The organism is Longivirga aurantiaca (assembly GCF_042660085.1).
Classification (GTDB): Bacteria; Actinomycetota; Actinomycetes; order S36-B12; family CAIYMF01; genus Longivirga; species Longivirga aurantiaca.
This window is the reverse complement of the sequence record NZ_JBHSTI010000002.1, coordinates 444,600-463,503: the sequence shown is the minus strand read 5'-3', so window position 1 is coordinate 463,503 and position 18,904 is coordinate 444,600. Positions and strand designations below refer to the sequence as shown.

Below are 18,904 nucleotides of genomic sequence, written 5' to 3'. Positions count from 1 at the left end.
CGCAGCACGTTCCCCGCGCCCTCCACCATCGACCCGAGGGGTCACCCGAGCGCGGTCAGGGGGCGGTGGCCGGGACGGTGAGGGTGAAGACGCAGCCGGTGGGGGTGTTGGCGGCGGTGACGGAGCCGTCGAGGGCGTCGGCCAGGCCTCGTACGACGGCGAGCCCGAGCCCCGCGCCGCTCGTGGCCCCCGGGGTGCGCGCGACCGTGCCGCGCCACCCGGCCTCGAACACACGCGGCAGGTCGTCCGCGGGGATGCCGCCGCACGTGTCGACGACGCGCAGCGCCGTGACCGCGCCGTCCGACGCCGCCTCGATCCGCACCGAACCGCCCGACGGCGTGTAGCGCACGGCGTTCACCACGAGGTTGGTCAGCGCGCGCGAGAGCGCCGCCTCGTCGACGTACGCCGTCACCGCGTCGTCGCACGTGCCGGACACGGCCACGCCGCGCTCGCGGGCCAGAGGCTCGGCACCGGCCAGCGTGTCCGACACCAGGTCGCGCAGCGGCAGCAGCGACCGCGACAGCTCGAGCTGGCCCGACTGCAGCCGCGACAGCGCGAGCAGGTCGTCGACCATCGCCGCGAGCCGGTCGACCTCCTCGCGGATCCTCCGGTGGTACGCCGACGGATCGGGCGCCACGCCGTCCTCGAGCGCCTCGGTCATCGCGCGGATGCCGGCCAGCGGCGTGCGGAGGTCGTGCGAGACCCACGCGACCATCTCGCGCCGACGCGCCTCGACCTCGGCCTCCATCGCCCGCGCGGCGGCCTCGCGCTCGATCTCGCGCTGCAGGCCCATCGTGCGCCGCGCGAGCACCACGCCGACCACGAGCGCGACCGGCACGACCGCGAGCAGGACGGTCCAGACGACCGCGAGGTCTGCGCCCTCGAGCACCATCGAGCGCGCGCCCGCCAGCACGCCCGCCGCGACCGCGAGCACCACGATCACGGGTGTCAGCACCGCCGCCCAGCGGGGCGACCGACGGGCGAGCAGGAGAACCCCCAGCACGCCCAGCACTCCCACGACGGCAGCGGCGAGCGCAGCCTGCGCGGCCAGCGCGAAGTCGAGCGTCACTCCTCCGGGCCCCCGTAGGTCTGCGCGAGCGCCTCACCGGCGGAGGACGCAGCAGGGTCCCAGCGGTAGCCGACGCCCCACACCGTGACGAGGCGGGTCGGCGTCGCGGGATCAGCCTCGACCTTCTCGCGCAGCCGGCGCACGTGCACGGTCACGGTCGAGAGGTCGCCGAAGTCCCAGCCCCACACGTCGCGCAGCAGGTCCTCGCGCGACATCGCCCGGCCGGGGTTCGCGAGCAGGTGCGACAGCAGGTCGAACTCGCGCGTCGTGAGCGCGAGCGGTGCGCCGCCCTGGGTGGCGGCGCGTGCGGCGGTGTCGACGCGCAGATCGCCGTCCACGAGCACCGGATCGGCCTCGGCCGCAGTCCGCGGCTCCGTGCGGCGCAGCACCGAGCGCACGCGCAGGGCGAGCTCGCGCGGGCTGAACGGCTTCACCACGTAGTCGTCCGCGCCCACCTCGAGGCCCGCGATGCGGTCCTCCTCCTCGCCGCGCGCGGTGAGCATGACCACCGGGAGGGAGGGGTTCGCCGCACGCAGCCTGCGGCACACCTCGAGCCCGTCGATCCCGGGCAGCATGAGGTCGAGCACGACGAGGTCGGGCGGTGCCTGCTCGGCGATCGCGAGAGCGGCGAGGCCATCTGCCGCGTGCGCGGCCTCGAACCCGTCGCGTCGGAGGTAGCCGAGGACGACCTCGGCCACGGTGAGGTCGTCGTCGACGACAAGGACGCGAGGCACCTGCGCAGCGTACGGACCGCGGATGCGCCGCGACAGCGGCCCGGAGCACGACGTCATCGGTCCGTAAGCGCTCGAGGGACCTCCCGGGTGCGCGGATGAGTTCCACTGGTAACACTTCGACCGAGGAGAAGCCGATGACTTCGCACACCGCACGAGCCCTGCCCGCTCTGATCGCCGTCGGGCTGCTGCTCGGCGCCTGCGGCACGACCACCTCCGGGGGCTCGGCGGCACCGGCGTCGACAGCCGGTTCGGCCTCCTCCTCCACCGCTCCGGCGACGTCCGGCTCACCGTCGGCGTCGGCCACGACGCCCGCGGCCGAGGCTCGCGACGGCTACGTGACGTACGCCGACTACACGGCCGACAAGGAGGCGTTCTCCTCCGGACCGGTGGTGCTGTTCTTCCACGCCGACTGGTGCCCCAAGTGCCGCGAGACCGACTCCAACCTCACGGCCGATCCCGCGTCGCTGCCGGACGGGCTCACCGTGGTGAAGCTCGACTTCGACAGCGAGACGGCACTGCGCCAGCAGTACGGCGTGACCGTGCAGCACACCTTCGTCCAGGTCGACGCCTCCGGCGCGAAGATCGGCGCCTGGACGGGCACCTACACCGGCGGCGAGATCGCCGGGAAGGTCGCCTGACCGTGGATCCTGTCGTCCTCCTGGGGGCGCTCGCGGCAGGCGTCCTCACGACCCTCGCCCCGTGCGTGCTCCCCCTGCTGCCCGTCATCGTGGGCGGCTCGGTCGCTCCGACGACCGGTGCGGATCACGCCGCGGGATCTGTCGCTGTGAGGCAACGCGTCTCCCCGGGCACACGGCGCGCGCTGGTGGTGGCCGGATCGCTCGCCGTGTCGGTGCTGGCGTTCACCCTGCTGCTGCGCGCGACGACCGCACTGCTGGGCATCCCGCCCGAGGTGTGGTCCTGGCTCTCGGGCGGCATCCTCGTCGCCCTCGGCGCGGCCATGCTGTTCCCCACGGCCTGGGACAGGGTGTCCGGTCGGCTCGGGCTCCAGGGGCGCAGCACCGCGCGCCTCGCCGCGGCCGCCGATCGTGACGGCACCGCAGGCGCCGTCCTCACGGGTGCGGCACTCGGTCCGGTCTTCACGTCGTGCTCGCCGCTCTACGCGTACGTCCTCGTCACGGTCCTGCCCGCCTCGCCCGTCGACGGCCTCGTGCTGCTGACGATCTACGTCGTCGGCCTCGCGGGCACGCTTCTGGTCGTCGCCCTCGCGGGCCAGCGGGTCATCGCCAGGCTCGGCTGGGCGGCCGACCCGCACGGCAGGTTCCGGCGCGGGCTCGGGCTGGTCTTCATCCTCGTCGGGGTCGCCGTCGCACTCGGCTGGGACCGCGACCTGCAGGCCTGGATCCTCGAGCACTCCCCCATCCAGCCGTGGAACCTCGACTCCGGCTTCCTCCCGGAGGGGTCCGCATGAGCGAGGTCCAGGCCGAGGCCAGGCGCGACCCGGCGCGGCTCACGCTGGCGGGCGGCGCCTCCGCGCTCGCCGGTCTCGGCGCCGCCGAGGTGGCCGGGCTGATCCTGCCGGGCGCTCCCAGCCCCACGGCGGCGTTCGCCGACCGCATCATCGAGAACACGCCCGACGGCCTGCGCGAGACGCTTATCGGCGCGGTCGGCACGGCCGACAAGCCGCTGCTCGTGCTCGGCATCGTCCTCGGTGTCGTGATCGTGGGCGCGCTCGTCGGCTGGTTCGCGAAGCCGGAGCGGGTGCCGTGGGTCTTCGCCGCCGGCGGGCTCGTCACGTGGCTGCTCTGCTTCACAGGCAATGTGCAGGACGCCGTCACCCTCGCGATCGCCCTCGCCGTCGGCGTGGGGGTCGGCGCCCTCGCCTGGACACGCCTCGTGCTGAGCCCGACCCGCCCCACGATGCGATCCACTCCTGCGGGAGCGCTCGACCGCCGCGCGTTCCTGCAGCTCGCCGCCGTGCTGGCGGCTGCTGGCGCCGTCGGCGTCGGCATAGCAGCGGCAGCGCGGCGAGGGAGCGCGGCGGCGGTCGACACCGTGCGCGCCGCGATCGGGCTGCCGAAGCCCACCGATCCCGCGAAGCCGCTGCCTGCCGGCGTCGACCCGGCGGTGCCCGGCCTCGCACCCGCCGTCACACCGAACGCGGATTTCTACCAGATCGACACCGCGCTCGTGACGCCCGCGGTGGACGTCGAGAGCTGGTCGCTCACCGTCGACGGGCGCGTCGCCACGCCCCTCACGCTGTCGTACGCCGACCTGCTCGCGCTGCCGAGCATCGAGCGGCACGTGACTCTCACCTGCGTCAGCAACGAGGTCGGCGGTGACCTCGTCGGCAACGCGAGGTGGCAGGGCGTGCGGCTCAGCGACGTCCTCGCCACGGTGGGCGTGCGGCCCGACGCCGACGCGCTCGTGGGCGAGTCGGTCGACGGATTCACCGCCGGCTTCCCGCTGTCGGTCCTCGACGACGGCCGCGACGCGATGATCGCCTACGCCATGAACGGCGAGCCGCTGCCCGTGAAGCACGGGTTCCCCGCGCGGCTCGTCGTCCCCGGGCTCTACGGCTACGTCTCGGCGACCAAGTGGCTCAGCGCTATCCGGCTGACGACGCTGCAGGAGACGGTGCCCTTCTGGCTGGCTCGTGGCTGGTCGGCCGACGGGACGATCGAGCTGTCGTCGCGGATCGACGTGCCTCGCAACCGCACGCTGATCACGGGCGGCACGGTCGCGGTCGGCGGTCGGGCCTGGCACCAGCACCGCGGGATCGAGGCCGTTCAGGTGCGCGTCGACGGCGGTGCGTGGGAGGACGCCGTCCTCGCCTCCGACGTCGGCGACGACTCGTGGCGGCTGTGGTCGTGGCAGTGGCCCGCGACCCCGGGCCCGCACACCCTCGAGTGCCGCGCGCGGAGCAGCGACGGCACCTGGCAGACCGAAGCGGAGCGTCCCATCTTCCCGGGCGCGTCAGCCGGCCTGCACGAGATCACCGTCGAGGTCGGCGGCCCCGCCTGACCCACCGAACTGCCAGAAAACCCTTGCGGTTTCTGGCACATCGGTGCGTGAGGCGTCAGCCCCAGGTACGCCGGAGCAGCGAGTTGAACGCCGCCGCCTCGGTGAGCTGCGGGTTGTGGCCGGACGCGTCGAACTGCGTGATCGGCACGCCGAGCCGCTCGGCCACCTCGCGCGCGGTCTCCCGGAAGGCAGCCGCGGCGCGCAGCCGCTTGGGATCGGTTGCGGCGCGGGCGTTCTCGGGCGGCCAGGCACCGGACGCCACGACAGTGGGGCCGCTCACCCGTCGTACGCCGTCCCAGTCGACCGGGGGGTCGAGCGGCATCGCCTCGACCCGCGTTGCCTCGGCGGCGATGCGGTCGAGGTCGCTCCAGCCGTTGACCGTGATCGACACCAGGCGCGGGTGCAGGCCGAGGACGAGGTCGGCCCAGTCGGCGAAGAACTCCGCGCCGTCCTGGTGCGGCGCCCGCTCGGCGAGGCCCCAGAGGTCGGCGGTGAGCGACTGGGCCTCGGGATGGTCGCTGATCCCGTACATCGGCGGCTCGACGACGACGAGCGACCGCACGAGGTCGGGCCGCTGCCCTGCGGCCATCAGCGCGACCACGCCGCCGTACGAGTGCCCGAGCACGTGCGCACCGCCGAGCTGCTCGAGAAGCGCGAGCAGGTCCGGTACGTCGACGGGCCACCCGACCGCGCCCTGATGCGGAGAGGCGCCGTACCCGCGACGGTCGACGACATGCAGGCGATAGGTGTCGGCGAGCACATACTGCTCGGCGAAGGTCTGCGCCCCCCAGCCCAGGGCGCCGTGCAGCAGGACCACGGGCGCGCCCTCGCCGACGACGTCGATGCTCAGCCCGTCCACGGCACGCATCATCGCGGGTGCCGCGGTCACGCGGACGCACGGGTCAGATGTCGATGCCCAGGAGCACGATCGCAGCCAGGGCGCCGGCGACCCACGCGACGGACAGCAGCTGCTCCCACGGCTGGTGGGTGCGCGCCATCAGCCAGAGCACCCCGACGACCAGGACCCCGCACAGGGTGAGCGTGACGGCGACCGGGTAGTCGACGAGCGCGATCCCGATGGGCAGCAGCACGCTCGCCGTCGGCACCGCCAGCCAGGCAGCGGTTGCGAGCCCTGTCGGCCAGCGCCGCAGCGACCAGACCGTCACCCAGCGGACCGCGATGAGCCAGGCTGCCAGGACGACGACGTTCGCGGTCAGCAGCGCCGTCTCGGTGGGAGTGCCTCCACCCACCAGTACGGCCCCGACACGACGCACGACCTGGAACAGGGCTGCGTACGCCGCGAAGGCGACGTTGAGGAGCACGAGGCCCCCGCCGACCACCGCCGCGACGTGGCCGATGACCCGCACGGCCGGGTGGGGGTGGTGGAGGACCGGACCGGAGCTGACGGTGCTCATGACGCACCTCCTCGCGAGGCGGGTCCGTGCGTCCGGCGTCCCGGATGCTCCCGTCCCACCTCCAGCCTGCTCCCGCCGTACGCCGGAGTCGCGCCGGCGACAGCTGCTCGGCGGCAGATCGATCCGGTTTGGGCAGCCTGCCGGTGCCTTGCTACCCTCTCCTCACCGCAAGGGGCTGTAGCGCAGCTGGTAGCGCACCTCGTTCGCATCGAGGGGGTCAGGGGTTCGAGTCCCCTCAGCTCCACCATGGATCAGGCTCCGTCCCACGCTCGTCGGGTCGGAGCCTGATCCCTTCTCAGCTGAGGGGACCCACCGATTGGGTAGTGGAATCTCGGCGCAGGTGACGAGATTCCACTACCGAATCGGCGACGGCCGACCTGCTGGGGAGGCAGGCCGGCCGTCGGTGCCCGGGGAGAGCGGGCGGGAGAGGACCACGTCAGGGGACGAGGCGGGTCGAGCGGGCGTGCGTCAGGCGGCCGAGCTGGCCGTGGCCGACGACGAGGTGGTGCTGTTCGGCGTGAGGGTGCTGGAACCGCCGTCGCCGTCGGGGCCGTGACCGCCGCGGCCGCCGCGCTCGGGCAGGCCCTCGGTCTCGACCATGGTCGTCACGCGGGTCTGCAGGTCGGCCAGCTTGGCGTCCACCTCGGCCTGCGTGTGCTCGCCGGCGGCGACCTCCTCGGCGAAGTGGGCCTTGGCCTCGGCGATGATCGCGTCGATGACGGTCTGCTCCGAGACGCCGTTGGCCTCGGCGACGGCCGCGACGGACTTGCCCGCCTCGAGCTCGGTGCGCAGCTCGTCCTCGGTGATCCCGATCGCGGTCGCAGCAGCGGTCAGGCCGCCGAAGCCGCCGCCGTGACCACCGCGGCCCCCGTGCCCGCCCCCGGCGGGCATCTTCGAGGCCAGGGTCTCGGCGACCTTGTCGGCCTGCTCCTGGGTGATGGTGCCGTCCGAGACGAGGCCGGCGAGCTCGGACGCGATCCGCGCCTGGATGTCGGCGGTGCGGTCGGCGTCGGTGCTGCCGTCGACCGACGGTGTGGAGGAGCCGGCGGAGCTCGAGGCGCTCGGGCTCGGCGACGTGGTGGAGGCCATGGCCGGGAGGGCGCTGGCTCCGAGGGCGATACCGCCGGCGACGGCGGTGGAGGCAAGGACGAGCGTCAGCTTCTTGTTCATGTGAGTCGTTCTCCTGAGGTCGGGAGGGCTCGTCGCCCTCGACGTCCCCTACGTTCCCGACCCGACCTGTGAGAGGCACCCCCGTCACCCTGGGACGACGCTGAGAGACCCCTCTGCCGGGCAGGCGGCCGTTCTCAGGAAGCGCGCGTCAGCCGTTGGCGGCGCGGCGGTAGCCGTCGCCCGGCAGGTCGACGCCGGTGCGCGGGTCCTCGAGCAGCGCGTCGAGGTCCTCCTGCGACGCCAGCTGCTCGAACGTGTCGTCGTCGTGCACGTAGCGGTCGGCGTACGCCGCAGGCTCGCGCGCGGGCTGCTCGAGCTGGCCCTCGCGCGGCTTGGTGATCTCGAAGGTCTCCACGCGCATCTCGCCGTCGCCGACCGGCTCGGCGGCGAGGGTGCTGCGCGCCTGCTCGACCATCGCGGCACCGGTCCAGGCGCCGGGGTGGGTGAGGTCGATGACGCGCGGCATCTTCGTGGCGCGGGGGGCGGTGACGTACGTCGGCAGCGTGGTGGGGACGGCGTGCCACGCGTCGTCGGTGCCGGTGGCGGCCACGGCGTCGTACGCGGAGTCGGCGACGAGCTCGCCGCGACGGTCCGACATGGGGGCCGGGTCCATCGCGCGTCCGCCCCGACGCGCCGCGGTGCTGCCGGTGGCGTAGTGGGCGTCAGCGGCACGGGCCGCCTCGGCGAGGGCCGCGCGGCGCTCGCGGCGCGCGCGCATCTCGGCCGCGTGCGTCACCTGCCGACGGGCGACGACGAGGAAGCCCAGGACGAGCACGAGCGGCGCGGCGGCCGCGACGAGCGGGATCAGACCGAAGGCGCCGAGGAGCAGCGTGACGGTCAGCAGACCGAGGAGGACGTACAGCGTCCGGCGCCGGCGCGAGGCGGCCTGGCTGGACGCGCTCTGCTCGGCGCGCGGCCCGGTGACGACCACCTGGGTCTCCCGCACCTTGGCCGAGCGGCCGGGCATGAGGACCTCGCGCTGCGCGGGCGCGGCGTCGGCCTCACCGCGCGAGCGGCGCAGGGTGCCCATGGCCCGGGCGAACCGGTCGGCCGACTTCGACTCCCGGCTCGCGTCGTGCTGCTTCAGCCACATCGGCACGAGCACCAGGGCCCACATGCCGGCGATGACGAGATAGATCCACGATCCACCGAGGACGCCGGATCCGCTCTGCACGAACCCGAGGCTACGGTCACGGCACGGTAACCCCGTGGATCACACGCGTCACTGAGGGTGCGTGTCGCGGACACCGCTGAGCGGTGAGCGGCCACACGGATGACGATGTGCGTCAGGCCCAGCCGTTCGCAGCCTTCCAGCGCGCGAGCAGACCCTCCGGAACCTCTTCTGCCGTCAGGGAGAACGACAGGTGGTCGCGCCAGTCGCCGTCGATGTGGAGGTACGCCGGACGCAGCCCCTCCGGCCGGAACCCCAGCTTCTCCACGACGCGGCGCGAGGCGACGTTCTCCGGTCGGATGTTGATCTCGACGCGGTGCAGGCCGATCGCGAAGCAATGGTCGCTCGCCATCGCGACGGCGGTCGGCATGATCCCGCGGCCCGCGACCCTCTGGTCGACCCAGTAGCCGATGTGGGCGCCGCGCAGCGAGCCCCAGGCGATGCCCCCGACGGTGAGCTGGCCGACGAGCGCGCCCCCGAACTCGACGACGAACGGCATCGACCGGCCCTGACGGGCCTCGGTCTGCAGGCGCCGCACCATCGCGCCGTACGTCGGGGGCGCCTCCGACACCGGGTCCGGGCTCGTGGCCTCCCACGGCCGCAGCCACTCGGCGTTGCGGGCGCGCACCTCGCGCCACTCGCGGGCGTCCCGCAGGCGCAGCGGCCGCAGCACGACGTCGCCATCCCGCAGGACGACGGGCCAGCCGACGGTCATGCCGCGCCGTCGTCCGTCCGGGGGTGGTCGCCACCCCGGATCTGCTCCACGGCGTGCACGAGCAGCTCCGACAGGACGGCCATGCCGTCCTTCACGCCACCCTTCGAGCCGGGCAGGTTGACGATGAGGGTCTCCCCGGCGAGGCCGGCCCGGCCGCGGGACAGCGCCGCAGTGGGCACGCCCTTGGCGACGCCGGCAGCGCGGATGGCCTCGGCGATGCCCGGGGCCTCGCGCGTGATGACGCGGGCGGTGTGCTCGGGCGTGACGTCGTTCGGCGTCAGCCCGGTGCCGCCGGTGGTGAGGACCACGTCGAAGCGGTCGTGCACGGCGCCGAGGAGCACGCTCTCGATCTCCGGGCCGTCGGGCACCACGGTCGGGCCGGCGACGTCGAACCCGAGCGCCTCGAGCCCCGCGACCAGCACCGGGCCGGACACGTCCTCGTAGACGCCGGCTGCGGCGCGGGTCGAGATCGTGATGACGAGCGCGCGCATCAGGCCTCGAGCCCCTCGCGGCGCCAGACCCCGGTCTTGCCGCCGAGCTTCTCCTCGACGCGGATGTCGGTGATCGTCGCCGACGGGTCGAGCGCCTTGACCATGTCGACGAGGGCGAGCGCCGCGACGGATACGCAGGTGAGCGCCTCCATCTCCACCCCCGTGCGGTCGGCGGTGCGGACCTCGGCGCGGATGGCGACGTGGTCGTCGTGCACGTCGAGGTCGACGACGACCCCGTGGATCGCGATCGGGTGGCACAGCGGCACGAGGTCGGGGGTGCGCTTGGCCGCCTGGATGCCGGCGATGCGCGCGACACCGAGCGCGTCGCCCTTGGGCACGGTGCTGTCGCGCAGGGCGCGGACGACGTCGTCGGACACCAGCACGCGGCCGGTGGCGACGGCGGAGCGGACGCTCACCGCCTTGCCGCTGACGTCGACCATGCGCGCGGCACCGGTCTCGTCGACGTGCGTCAGTCCGTGGTCGGCAGTCATGTCAGGCCTCGTCGAGGCGCAGGACGGCGAGCGCGGTGCCCGGCTTCACCTCGGTGACGTCCTCGGGGACGACGACGAGGCAGTTGGCCTGCGCCATGGCACCGAGCATGTGCGAGCCCTGACCGCCGGCGGGGCGCACGACGTAGCGGCCCTCCTCGACCGACAGGTGGCCACGGGCGAACTGGCGCTTGCCCTGCGGCGACATCAGGGTCTCCGTGAGCACCGCGCGGACGACCGGCCGGTAGATGCGCTGGTGGCCGAGCATGCGGCGCAGCACCGGCCGCACGAACACCTCGAAGGAGACGTACGCCGACACCGGGTTGCCGGGCAGCGTGAAGATCGGGGTCTGCTCGGGGCCGAGGAAGCCGTGGCCCTGCGGCATGCCGGGCTGCATCGCGACCTTGGTGAACTCGACCGTGCCGAGGCGCGAGAGCACGGCCTTCACCGTGTCGTACGCGCCGGCGCTCACGCCGCCCGTCGTCACGATCATGTCCGCGCGGACGAGCTGGTCCTCGATGGTCGACAGCAGCAGCGGCGCGTCGTCGGGCACCGGGCCGACGCGGTAGGCGATGGCACCGGCCTCCTGCACGGCGGCGGCGATCGTGTAGCCGTTCGAGTCGGTGATGAGGCCGGGCTGCAGCGGGGTGCCCGGCTCGACCAGCTCGCTGCCCGTCGACAGGATCACCACGCGCGGCGCCGGGTGCACCGAGACGCGGCCGCGGCCGACGGCGGCGAGCAGCGCGATCTCGCGCGGGCCGAGCACGGTGCCGGACGTCGCCACGACATCGCCGAGCGAGACGTCGTCGCCGCGCGAGCGCACGTGCGCCCCGTGCGCCACGTCGCGCATGATCGTGACCTCGGGCATGCCGCCGTCGGTCCACTCGACCGGGACGACGGCCTCGGCGCCCTCGGGCATCGGGGCACCGGTCATGATCCGGATCGCGGTGCCCTCGGTGACGGGCACGCTCGCGCGGTAGCCGGCCGGGACGTCGTCGACGACGCGCAGCACGACGGGCTTGCCGTCGCTCGCGGCCTTGACGTCCTCGACGCGCACGGCGTAGCCGTCCATCGCGGAGTTGTCGAACGGCGGCAGCGGCCAGGGCGCGGTGACGTCCTCGGCGAGCACGCAGCCGCGCGCGTCGAGCAGGGTGTGGTCCAACGGGGACAGGGGCACGACCCCTGCCAGGACCCGCTGGAGATGCTCTTCGACGCTGCGCACCCCCCGACCCTACGGCGCAGAGGGGATCATGACCTCGTGACGTTGCCGGGAGACCCCTCGCCGACCTCCGCCCCCGACCCCGCCGGCGGCCGGGCGGCGTACGACGCGGACGCCAAGAAGGTCCTGCGCCGACGGCTGCGCACGGCCCGGGCGGCGCGGTCGGCGACGGACCGCGAGCAGGTGGCGTCCGGCCTGGCAGTCCGGGTCGGGACGGTCCCCGAGGTGACGGCGCTGGTCGCCGCGGGTGGTGGCGTGGTGGCGGCGTACGCCTCGCTCGGCGACGAGCCGGGCACCGGCGCGCTGCGGGCGCTCCTCGCTCTGTCCGGCGTACGGGTGCTGCTGCCCGTGATCCGCGACGACGGCCGCCTCGACTGGGGCTGGGACTCCGACGACCTCGTGCCGCGTGCGCACAGGCTCGCGATCCCCGAGCCTGCTGCCGACCCCGCGCTCGGCACGGGCGCCGCCGGCCTCGCCGCGTCGGGATGCTCGGTGGTGCTGGTGCCCGCGCTGGCGGTCGGTCACGACGGCTGCCGGCTCGGCCAGGGCGGCGGCTTCTACGACCGGCTCCTCGCCGACGTGCCCGAGCACCTGGACGGCGGCCCGCTGCTCGTCGCCGTCGTCCACGACGACGAGGTGCTCGACTCCGTCCCGCACGAGCCCCACGACCGTCCCGTCGACGCCGTCCTCACGCCGACCACCTACCGGCGCTTCTCCGGATGAAGGTGCCCCAGGCCGCCTGAGAGGCGCTCAGGCCTCCCCGCTGTGCGCGGCTAGGTGGCTCGCCGGGCGGCGTCGCGGGCGAGGTGCCCCGCCGAGATCTCCGATGCGAGCGCCCGGCCGTCCGGGCTGCCGGTGACGGCGGCGAGGAAGTCCTCGGCCTGGATGCGCAGCAGTCGCACGGGCGTGAGCGCCGTGATCGTGGCCGTGCGCGGCACGTCCTGCAGCAGCGCGATCTCGCCGAACCACCCCGGAGCCGTCAGCGGCTCGGGGCTGGTGACGCCGCCGACCTGCACGGCGAGCGAGCCCTCGTCCACGATGAAGAAGTCCCGACCGGGCTCGCCCTCGGTGACCACGACCGTGCCCTCGGGCACCTCGCGCCAGGTGACCGTCTTCGCGAGCCGCTCGAGCTCGTACGGCGGCAGCACGCCGAGGAACGGCACCGAGCGCAGCAGCTCCATCTCGACCGGGCGGTAGACCGCGCGCGCGTCGAGCGAGCGGATGAACGCTGCGCACACGAAGGCGCACGCGACGATGCCGATGCCGAGCGGGATGAACGCGCCACGGGCGGAGATGAGGGCGACCAGCACCGGCGCGAGAGCGGAGCCGAGCGCCAGCCCGAGCAGCGAGGTGCTCTCCTGGACGGCGAAGACGCGTGCGATGACCGAGTCGTCCGTCGAGCGCTGCAGCAGCGTGCGCCCCGCGACCATCAGCAGCTGGCCGGCGAGGCCGCCGATGGCGAGCACCGCCATCGCCGGGGGCAGCGCGGTGAACAGGGCCACGGCGCCGAGCCCCGCCCCGAGGAGCACGCCGCTGACCAGGATGACCGGCGTCAGCTCGCGACGGCGCACGAACGACGCGGCGATCGCGGCCCCGACGAAGGCGCCGATCCCGGCCGCGCCGATGAGCAGGCCCGAGCCGGAGTGGCCGAGGCCCAGCACGTCCTCGGAGTAGGCGACGCCGAGCACGTCCATCGCGCCGATGAAGACGAAGAACGTCGTCAGCACCACCATGAGCGCGATCGCGCCCCGGTCGCCTCGCAGCGCGGCGAAGCCCGCGAACGCCTCGCGCAGCGGGCTCTCGTCGTCGCCGCCGTGGTGCGGCGGCGCGGACGACGCGAGCCCGAGCCCCAGCACGAGCACGGTGGCGAGCGCCGCTGCGACGGTGCAGGACGCGACCACCGACCAGGTGCCGAGCGCCTGGGTGCCCACGCCGGCGAGGATCGGGCCGGCGAACAGCGCGAGCCCCTCGGCCATCGACGACAGCGAGATCGAGGAGACGAGGTCGTCCGGGCCGACGGCCATGGACGGCAGCACGGCGTAGTGCAGCGGGCGTGCGACCGCGATCGCGGTGACCGACGTACCGGCTGCCAGGGTCACGACCCAGATGTCGGCCTCGGCGGCGAGCGCCGCGAGGGTCCAGGCACAGGTGGCGGTGACGCCGAGGTACGCCAGGCTGAGCGCGCGCCCGCGCGGGAGGCGCTCGGCGATGCCGGCCAGCAGTGGGGCGATGACCGCGGAGGGCACGAGCTGCGCGACGGCGACGACGCCGGCCATCACCGCCCCGCCCTCGGCGAAGGCGTACAGGATGATGCCGATCCACATCGCCATCTCGACGAGGCAGTAGAGCGCATAGCCGACGAGCACGCGTCGGACGCCCGTGCGCGCCTGCATGGCGCGCAGCGTCACCGGCAGCGCCACGACCCCGACCACCTCGCTCCTCACGACCCCATGTCGTGGTGGTGAAGATAGGGGGTGGTGGTTTCGCGCGCGTGACGTATCCCTGGCTCGCTAGGGCCACTGCCCGTCGCCCGGCGTCTCGTCGAGGTCGCCGTCGGCGGTGCACGCGTCGTCGGTGTAGGCGTCGGGCATGCGCGGGTAGACCTCGCGCCAGTACGTCTCGGCCAGGGCCTGCCCCTCCGCGGCGGTGGCACCCAGCTGCTGCGCTACCCATGCGTCCCGCTGCATCGCGGCGCACTCGGCATCGGCCTCCCGGAGCCGGCCGGCCAGGTGCATCGCCTCGTGGGTGAGCACGTGCACGGCGATCACCTGGTCGAGCGGCGGGTCGGACCGTTCGGTGCCCGAGGAGTTGCGGTAGGCGGCGAGGCGTCCGCACGTCTCGTACGACACCATCGCGGGCCCCGTCGGCACGCCGTCCTCGTCCCAGTCGACGTGGCCGAGCTCGGCACCGGCGTACGTGAAGGTCTCACCCAGTCGCTGGCAGTGGACGCCGTCGGTGCCGGGGGCCAGCGCCCGGGCGACCGCGCTGAAGCGGTGCTCGGCGTCGACCCACTGCCGCTCGGTGACGCCGAGGACGACCAGCGGCACCGCGATCAGCCCGAGGCCGATCCACGGGACCGTGCGGAGGAGGATCCCGCGCACGAGCAGCCAGCCGGCCCACGCGGACAGGCCGACCACCACGAGCGTGCGGATCCCCACCGTTCTGCCTTCGACGCCGGTGCCAGCCTCCTTGACCCCGCAGGCCGAGCCTCAGTGCGGGTCGGGCGGCGCGCTCGCGAGCGTGCCGACCACGGCGAAACCGAGCGACTCGTACAGCGCGAGCGCGTCCGGCGCCGCCGAGAGGAGCACGGTGCCGACACCGAGGGCGGACGCCTCCGTGACGAGCACGCGGACGAGGGCGGCACCGATGCCGCGGCGCCGGTGCTCGGGCAGCACCGCCACACCGACGATCTCCGCGGTGCTGTCGATCGGCTGCAGCGTGGCCACCCCCACCACCGACCCGTCCGCCGCCTGCGCCACCGCGGTCACGTTGAGACCGCGCTCGATGCGGCTGCGGATGTGGTCGTGCTCCTCGACGTACGGCGAGCCGAACGCCGTCGCCACCACCTGCGAGGCGGCGGGCACGAGCTCGTCGTCCGCGGCGAGGAGGCGCACCGAGACTCCGGGGGACGGGGCCGCGGTCAGCGGCTCGGCTCGACGCACCAGCAGCGGCGCGGCCTCGACCGCCAATCCGTACGCCGTCACCGCGGCGTCCATCGACGGCACGCGCTCGCGCACCCACTCGAACGCGACCGGCGCGCCGTTCTGCTCGAGCAGCGCGGCCGCCGCCGCGACGTCCTCCCCCGTCACGGCGGCCGGCGCCGACAGGTCGAGCTCGGCGCGCGGGCGCGCGTAGTACGGCCACGGCCGGCGGCTCAGCAGCACGCGCATCGGCCCGACGTCGACGCGGTCGGTCGAGTCGCGCACCGTGGCGTCGAGGAACGCGTCGACCCGAGCCAGGACCTCGTCGTCCACGCCCCGGGTCCGGTCAGCCGGCGGGGGTGAGGGTGAGAGTGTCGGTCGCTGCGGCTTCCACGGCGGGCTTGGTGAAGGGGAAGGGGAAGGTGTCGCCGGCGGCCCAGGCGTCGAGCTGGTCGACGTAGTTCGGGTGGTAGGCGTGACCACTGGCACCCGTGAGGTTGACCCAGGTCGACCGGTCGAGATCCGACATGTCGAGCACCATCCGCATCGACGGCACCCAGTCGACCGTGTACTCCGGCAGCGTCCAGCCGGTCGCGTTCACGATCGACTCGCCGCCGGAGGTCTCGACCGGACCGCGGTTGAACAGCATCTCGATGGGCGTGATGCCGCTCGTGCCGAAGGTCTGGTTCTCCACGAGCAGCGTGTGCAGCGCCCCCCAGCGCCAGCCCTGCGGGTCGCCGCCCTGCAGCCCTGCGAGCTCGGTCTGCGCCTCCTGCAGCGCCGTGCGCACGGCGTCGTCGCGCGACTCCTGCACGTCCGGCGTCCGCGTGTCGTCCCACCACGCGTCGTCCGGGCTGTCCCAGAGGTCGCGCACCGCGGTGAACCAGCGGTCGCCGCCGCCGATGATCTCGTCCTCCGGGAGCTCGTCCATGAAGACGTCGGTGAGCAGGTTCTTCCAGAACACGTTGAAGTACGCCGCCGGCGCGGAGTCCGCGGGCTGCGTGAAGTCCCAGTCGTTCAGCAGCGCCACGCCGTCCACGCCCTCGACGTTCAGCGCCTTGATCTTGGGCACGAGGAACGCCGCGTTCTCGTTCCACGCGTCGAACTGGATCTCGCGCATGCGGTCGGCGGTCATCTTCTGGCCGTCGGACGTCGCGAGCTTCACGAGGTCGACGATGCGCTGGCTGCGCGCGCCGTACGACCAGTCGTCGGTGAGGAAGAACGGGTACGACTCGTACACCGACGCCTGGTTGGCGGTGACCACCCAGCCGTCGTCCGGGTTCTTGACGTTCGGCAGCGCCTCGAACGGGATGTAGCCCGTCCAGGTCTGCTTCGGGTCCCAGCCGTGCGCGGGGTACTTGCCGTCGTAGCCCGACCGGATCGGGATCTTGCCCGGCGTCTGGTAGCCGATCGTGCCGTCGACCGAGGCGAAGATGAGGTTCTGCGCGGGCACCTCGAAGATCGAGGCGGCGGATCGGAAGTCCTCCCACGTCTGGGCGCGGTTGAGCCGGTCGATCGCGTCGGCCGTGCGCCCGGGCTCGAGCGCCGTCCAGCGCAGCGCGACGGCGTACCCGTCGCCCTTCGGCGGCGCGACGATCCCGGCGGGTGCATCGGCGCCGACCGTGCGCAGCTCCTCGGACGCGTCCGAGAGCAGCGGGCCGTGCTCGGTCTCGCGGACGGTGATGACCACGTCGTCACCGCCGGCCACCTTGATCGTCTCCTGGCGGGTGGTCATCTGCTTGCGCTCGTTGCCGACGAGGTAGGTGTCGCCCTCGACCTTCTCGAGGTAGAGGTCGGTCACGTCCGGCCCGAGGTTGGTGAAGCCCCAGCCGACGGTCTGGTTGTGACCGATGACGATGCCGGGGAGGCCGGAGAAGCTGTAGCCCGCCATGTCGTACGGGCACTCGGCCGACACCGTCGTGCAGTGCAGCCCGATCTGGTACCAGATGCTCGGCATCATCGGGCCGAGGTGGGGGTCGTTGGCGAGCAGCGGCAGGCCCGTCTCGGTCTTCTCGCCGCTGATCACCCACGAGTTCGAGCCGATGCCGGGGCCGTCCGGGCCGAGCATGTCGGTGATGGCCTCGGATGCCGCACCCGTCGCCCGGAGCACGTCCACGGCGTCCGGCGGCACTGCGGGCGCGAGTCCCGCGGCGGTGGCGATGTCGCGGGGAGCGTTCTGGTCCCAGACGCCGTCGACGACCGCGCCCTGGGTCACGATCGGGCGGTGCTGGAGGTAGGGGTACGGCGGGAACAGCTGTGCGGTCCGCTTCTCGCCCACCGTCGCGCTGATGATCGAGCGGCTGATCTCCTCCTGCATGTTGCCGCGCAGGTCCCAGGCCATCGCCTTGAGCCAGGCGATGGAGTCGACCGGGCTCCAGGGCTCGATCACGTAGCCGGAGTTCTGCAGCCCGAGCACGGCGTACTCCAGCGAGGCCGTCGCACCGGAGTGGTCCGCCAGCCACGCGTTGACGCCGGCGGAGTAGGAGTCGAGGTTGCGGCGCGTCTCGGGCGAGAGCAGGGCGAGCTCGCGCTCGGCGACCCTGCGCCACCCGAGGGTGCGCAGGTAGGTGTCGGTCTCGACCTGGCTCTTGCCGAACAGCTCCGAGAGCCGGCCCGCCGTGATGTGGCGGCGGAAGTCCATCTCCCAGAAGCGGTCCTGGGCGTGCACGTAGCCTTGCGCGAACATGAGGTCCTCGGCCGACGCCGCGTAGATCTGCGGGATGCCGCGCTCGTCGCGCAGCACCGTCACCTCGGACTTCAGCCCCTTGAGCGCGAGCTCTCCCGACACCTGGGGGAAGGACCGCCGCACCGTCCAGGCCCCGAAGGTCGCCGCGGCGACGACGAGCACGAGCAGGACGATGCCGATGATCCCGAGGACCTTGCCGAGTCTGCGCACGGTGGCAGGGTAGAGGTGAACGGGTGCTAACCGGAGGTCAGCGACACGACCGTGACGTATGAGATCGCCGCCACCGCCACGCACCCGGCCACCGAGAGCGCGGCGTAGACCAGCGAGCGGACCAGCCGCTGGCCCCCGGGGACGCTGCCCGGTGCCACCGCGAGGTCGAGCACCTGGGCCGCGTAGCCGCCGAAGGTGGTGAGCGCGCCGCAGAAGCCGATGCCCACCAGCGCCACCACGGGCGTCGAGCCTGACGTGCCGGCCGCTGCCACCACCACGCCGAGAAGCGCCGAGCCTGCGACGTTCACGACGAACGTCCCCCACGGGTAGGCCCCGGCCAGACGGCGCTCGACGAGGAAGCGCACCGGGGCGCCGACAGCAGAACCCAGTGCGACGAGGAGGAGGGCCAGCGGCGTCACAGGTCCTCGTCCTCCCGCAGGTCGACCGGGGCGGGGCCGGCCACGGCCGCACCCATCCGGCGACCCACCAGCACGGCGAGCACCCCGAGCACCACGCTCGACCCGGCGTACGCCGCCGCGGTCGCGGGACGGCCCTCGCCCGCCAGCCTGACCGCCTCGAGCGAGAACGTCGAGAACGTCGTGAAGCCCCCGAGCACGCCGCTCGCCAGGAACGGCCGGGCGAGCCGGGCGCGGGACGGCTGCGTCACGGCCCACGCGCTGCGCCGGGCGTCGACCACGTCGAGCAGGATCCCGAGCAGCAGGCAGCCGAGCAGGTTGACCACGAAGGTGGCCCACGGCCAGGCGGCAGGGTCGTCGTGCGGCACGGCGACCGACACGGCGTACCGCGCCAGCGCGCCGAGCACTCCCCCGAGCGCGACGGCGGCGACCTCGTCCGGCCTCGCGAGGGCCGTGCGGGTCGCCGTGGTCACGTGCGGAGTCTAGGGAGCGGCGCC

At 73.7% G+C, this 18,904-nt stretch carries 20 protein-coding genes and 1 tRNA gene; 5 read left to right on the top strand and 16 right to left on the bottom strand.

Features of this window, described 5'->3' with window-relative positions; translation table 11 throughout:
• Positions 1–55: 55 nt before the first annotated feature.
• Positions 56–1,069, bottom strand: coding sequence for a sensor histidine kinase (locus tag ACFQGU_RS02470; protein WP_386763764.1), 1,014 nt, complete (start codon positions 1,067–1,069; stop codon positions 56–58).
• Entirely contained in the window at positions 1,066–1,803 is a 738-nt protein-coding gene (locus ACFQGU_RS02465; protein WP_386763763.1) for a response regulator transcription factor, read from the bottom strand. Before ACFQGU_RS02465 ends, ACFQGU_RS02470 begins: the two co-directional genes overlap by 4 nt.
• 134 nt (positions 1,804–1,937) lie before the next feature.
• Between ACFQGU_RS02465 and ACFQGU_RS02460 the strand changes: the two genes are divergently transcribed.
• From ACFQGU_RS02460 to ACFQGU_RS02450, 3 genes are read left to right on the top strand one after another with little or no spacing between them, the layout of a single operon-like run.
• On the top strand, positions 1,938–2,441 hold the full coding sequence (locus ACFQGU_RS02460) for a thioredoxin family protein (RefSeq protein WP_386763762.1): 504 nt from the start codon (positions 1,938–1,940) through the stop codon (positions 2,439–2,441).
• A 2-nt stretch (positions 2,442–2,443) separates the two neighbouring features.
• Complete coding sequence (locus ACFQGU_RS02455) at positions 2,444–3,232, top strand: cytochrome c biogenesis CcdA family protein (RefSeq protein WP_386763761.1); 789 nt, start codon at positions 2,444–2,446, stop codon at positions 3,230–3,232.
• Positions 3,229–4,785, top strand: a complete 1,557-nt coding sequence (locus ACFQGU_RS02450; protein ID WP_386763760.1) for a molybdopterin-dependent oxidoreductase — start codon at positions 3,229–3,231, stop codon at positions 4,783–4,785. Before ACFQGU_RS02455 ends, ACFQGU_RS02450 begins: the two co-directional genes overlap by 4 nt.
• Before the next feature lie 55 nt (positions 4,786–4,840).
• On the opposite strand, the gene ACFQGU_RS02445 is transcribed toward ACFQGU_RS02450, so the two are convergent.
• Entirely contained in the window at positions 4,841–5,644 is an 804-nt protein-coding gene (locus ACFQGU_RS02445; protein ID WP_386763759.1) for an alpha/beta fold hydrolase, read from the bottom strand.
• A 43-nt stretch (positions 5,645–5,687) separates the two neighbouring features.
• Entirely contained in the window at positions 5,688–6,200 is a 513-nt protein-coding gene (locus ACFQGU_RS02440; RefSeq protein ID WP_386763758.1) for a hypothetical protein, read from the bottom strand.
• A gap of 171 nt (positions 6,201–6,371) precedes the next feature.
• Here ACFQGU_RS02440 and ACFQGU_RS02435 point away from each other — a divergent pair.
• Positions 6,372–6,447 (top strand) — tRNA-Ala (locus ACFQGU_RS02435).
• Between the two features lie 221 nt (positions 6,448–6,668).
• Here ACFQGU_RS02435 and ACFQGU_RS02430 read toward each other — a convergent pair.
• The 6 genes from ACFQGU_RS02430 to glp form a co-directional block, all read right to left on the bottom strand.
• Positions 6,669–7,370, bottom strand: coding sequence for a hypothetical protein (locus tag ACFQGU_RS02430; RefSeq protein ID WP_386763757.1), 702 nt, complete (start codon positions 7,368–7,370; stop codon positions 6,669–6,671).
• A 148-nt stretch (positions 7,371–7,518) separates the two neighbouring features.
• The gene (gene sepX, locus ACFQGU_RS02425; RefSeq protein ID WP_386763756.1) at positions 7,519–8,544 is read right to left on the bottom strand and encodes a divisome protein SepX/GlpR; all 1,026 of its coding nucleotides are present in this window, start codon (positions 8,542–8,544) and stop codon (positions 7,519–7,521) included.
• A 112-nt stretch (positions 8,545–8,656) separates the two neighbouring features.
• Positions 8,657–9,256, bottom strand: coding sequence for a GNAT family N-acetyltransferase (locus ACFQGU_RS02420; protein ID WP_386763755.1), 600 nt, complete (start codon positions 9,254–9,256; stop codon positions 8,657–8,659).
• Entirely contained in the window at positions 9,253–9,747 is a 495-nt protein-coding gene (locus ACFQGU_RS02415) for a MogA/MoaB family molybdenum cofactor biosynthesis protein (RefSeq protein WP_386763754.1), read from the bottom strand. Before ACFQGU_RS02415 ends, ACFQGU_RS02420 begins: the two co-directional genes overlap by 4 nt.
• Complete coding sequence (gene moaC / locus ACFQGU_RS02410; RefSeq protein ID WP_386763753.1) at positions 9,747–10,238, bottom strand: cyclic pyranopterin monophosphate synthase MoaC; 492 nt, start codon at positions 10,236–10,238, stop codon at positions 9,747–9,749. The genes ACFQGU_RS02415 and moaC overlap by 1 nt, the downstream gene beginning before the upstream one ends.
• 1 nt (position 10,239) lies before the next feature.
• On the bottom strand, positions 10,240–11,457 hold the full coding sequence (gene glp / locus ACFQGU_RS02405; protein ID WP_386763752.1) for a molybdotransferase-like divisome protein Glp: 1,218 nt from the start codon (positions 11,455–11,457) through the stop codon (positions 10,240–10,242).
• A gap of 36 nt (positions 11,458–11,493) precedes the next feature.
• Between glp and ACFQGU_RS02400 the strand changes: the two genes are divergently transcribed.
• Complete coding sequence (locus ACFQGU_RS02400) at positions 11,494–12,177, top strand: 5-formyltetrahydrofolate cyclo-ligase (protein ID WP_386763751.1); 684 nt, start codon at positions 11,494–11,496, stop codon at positions 12,175–12,177.
• A 50-nt stretch (positions 12,178–12,227) separates the two neighbouring features.
• Here the strand turns inward: ACFQGU_RS02400 and ACFQGU_RS02395 are convergent, their stop codons facing one another.
• From ACFQGU_RS02395 to ACFQGU_RS02370, 6 genes are all read right to left on the bottom strand, one after another.
• Positions 12,228–13,898, bottom strand: coding sequence for an MFS transporter (locus ACFQGU_RS02395; protein WP_386763750.1), 1,671 nt, complete (start codon positions 13,896–13,898; stop codon positions 12,228–12,230).
• A 66-nt stretch (positions 13,899–13,964) separates the two neighbouring features.
• The gene (locus ACFQGU_RS02390) at positions 13,965–14,612 is read right to left on the bottom strand and encodes a hypothetical protein (protein WP_386763749.1); all 648 of its coding nucleotides are present in this window, start codon (positions 14,610–14,612) and stop codon (positions 13,965–13,967) included.
• A 51-nt stretch (positions 14,613–14,663) separates the two neighbouring features.
• Positions 14,664–15,428 carry a GNAT family N-acetyltransferase gene (locus ACFQGU_RS02385; RefSeq protein ID WP_386763748.1) on the bottom strand — a complete coding sequence of 255 codons (765 nt, stop codon included), beginning with the start codon at positions 15,426–15,428 and terminating at the stop codon, positions 14,664–14,666.
• Between the two features lie 13 nt (positions 15,429–15,441).
• The gene (locus ACFQGU_RS02380; RefSeq protein WP_386763747.1) at positions 15,442–17,991 is read right to left on the bottom strand and encodes a penicillin acylase family protein; all 2,550 of its coding nucleotides are present in this window, start codon (positions 17,989–17,991) and stop codon (positions 15,442–15,444) included.
• A 26-nt stretch (positions 17,992–18,017) separates the two neighbouring features.
• On the bottom strand, positions 18,018–18,410 hold the full coding sequence (locus ACFQGU_RS02375) for a fluoride efflux transporter FluC (RefSeq protein WP_386763746.1): 393 nt from the start codon (positions 18,408–18,410) through the stop codon (positions 18,018–18,020).
• Positions 18,407–18,880: a fluoride efflux transporter FluC gene (locus ACFQGU_RS02370; protein ID WP_386763745.1), complete on the bottom strand. Its 474-nt coding sequence runs from the start codon at positions 18,878–18,880 to the stop codon at positions 18,407–18,409. Before ACFQGU_RS02370 ends, ACFQGU_RS02375 begins: the two co-directional genes overlap by 4 nt.
• Between the last annotated feature and the right edge of the window lie 24 nt (positions 18,881–18,904).

Bases quoted from the DNA above. Each gene is read 5' to 3' on its own strand.
- ACFQGU_RS02460 (WP_386763762.1), top strand. From the start codon at position 1,938: ATGACTTCGCACACCGCACGAGCCCTGCCCGCTCTGATCGCCGTCGGG.
- ACFQGU_RS02450 (WP_386763760.1), top strand. From the start codon at position 3,229: ATGAGCGAGGTCCAGGCCGAGGCCAGGCGCGACCCGGCGCGGCTCACG.
- ACFQGU_RS02440 (WP_386763758.1), bottom strand. From the start codon at position 6,200: ATGAGCACCGTCAGCTCCGGTCCGGTCCTCCACCACCCCCACCCGGCC.
- ACFQGU_RS02430 (WP_386763757.1), bottom strand. From the start codon at position 7,370: ATGAACAAGAAGCTGACGCTCGTCCTTGCCTCCACCGCCGTCGCCGGC.
- ACFQGU_RS02420 (WP_386763755.1), bottom strand. From the start codon at position 9,256: ATGACCGTCGGCTGGCCCGTCGTCCTGCGGGATGGCGACGTCGTGCTG.
- ACFQGU_RS02415 (WP_386763754.1), bottom strand. From the start codon at position 9,747: ATGCGCGCGCTCGTCATCACGATCTCGACCCGCGCCGCAGCCGGCGTC.
- moaC (WP_386763753.1), bottom strand. From the start codon at position 10,238: ATGACTGCCGACCACGGACTGACGCACGTCGACGAGACCGGTGCCGCG.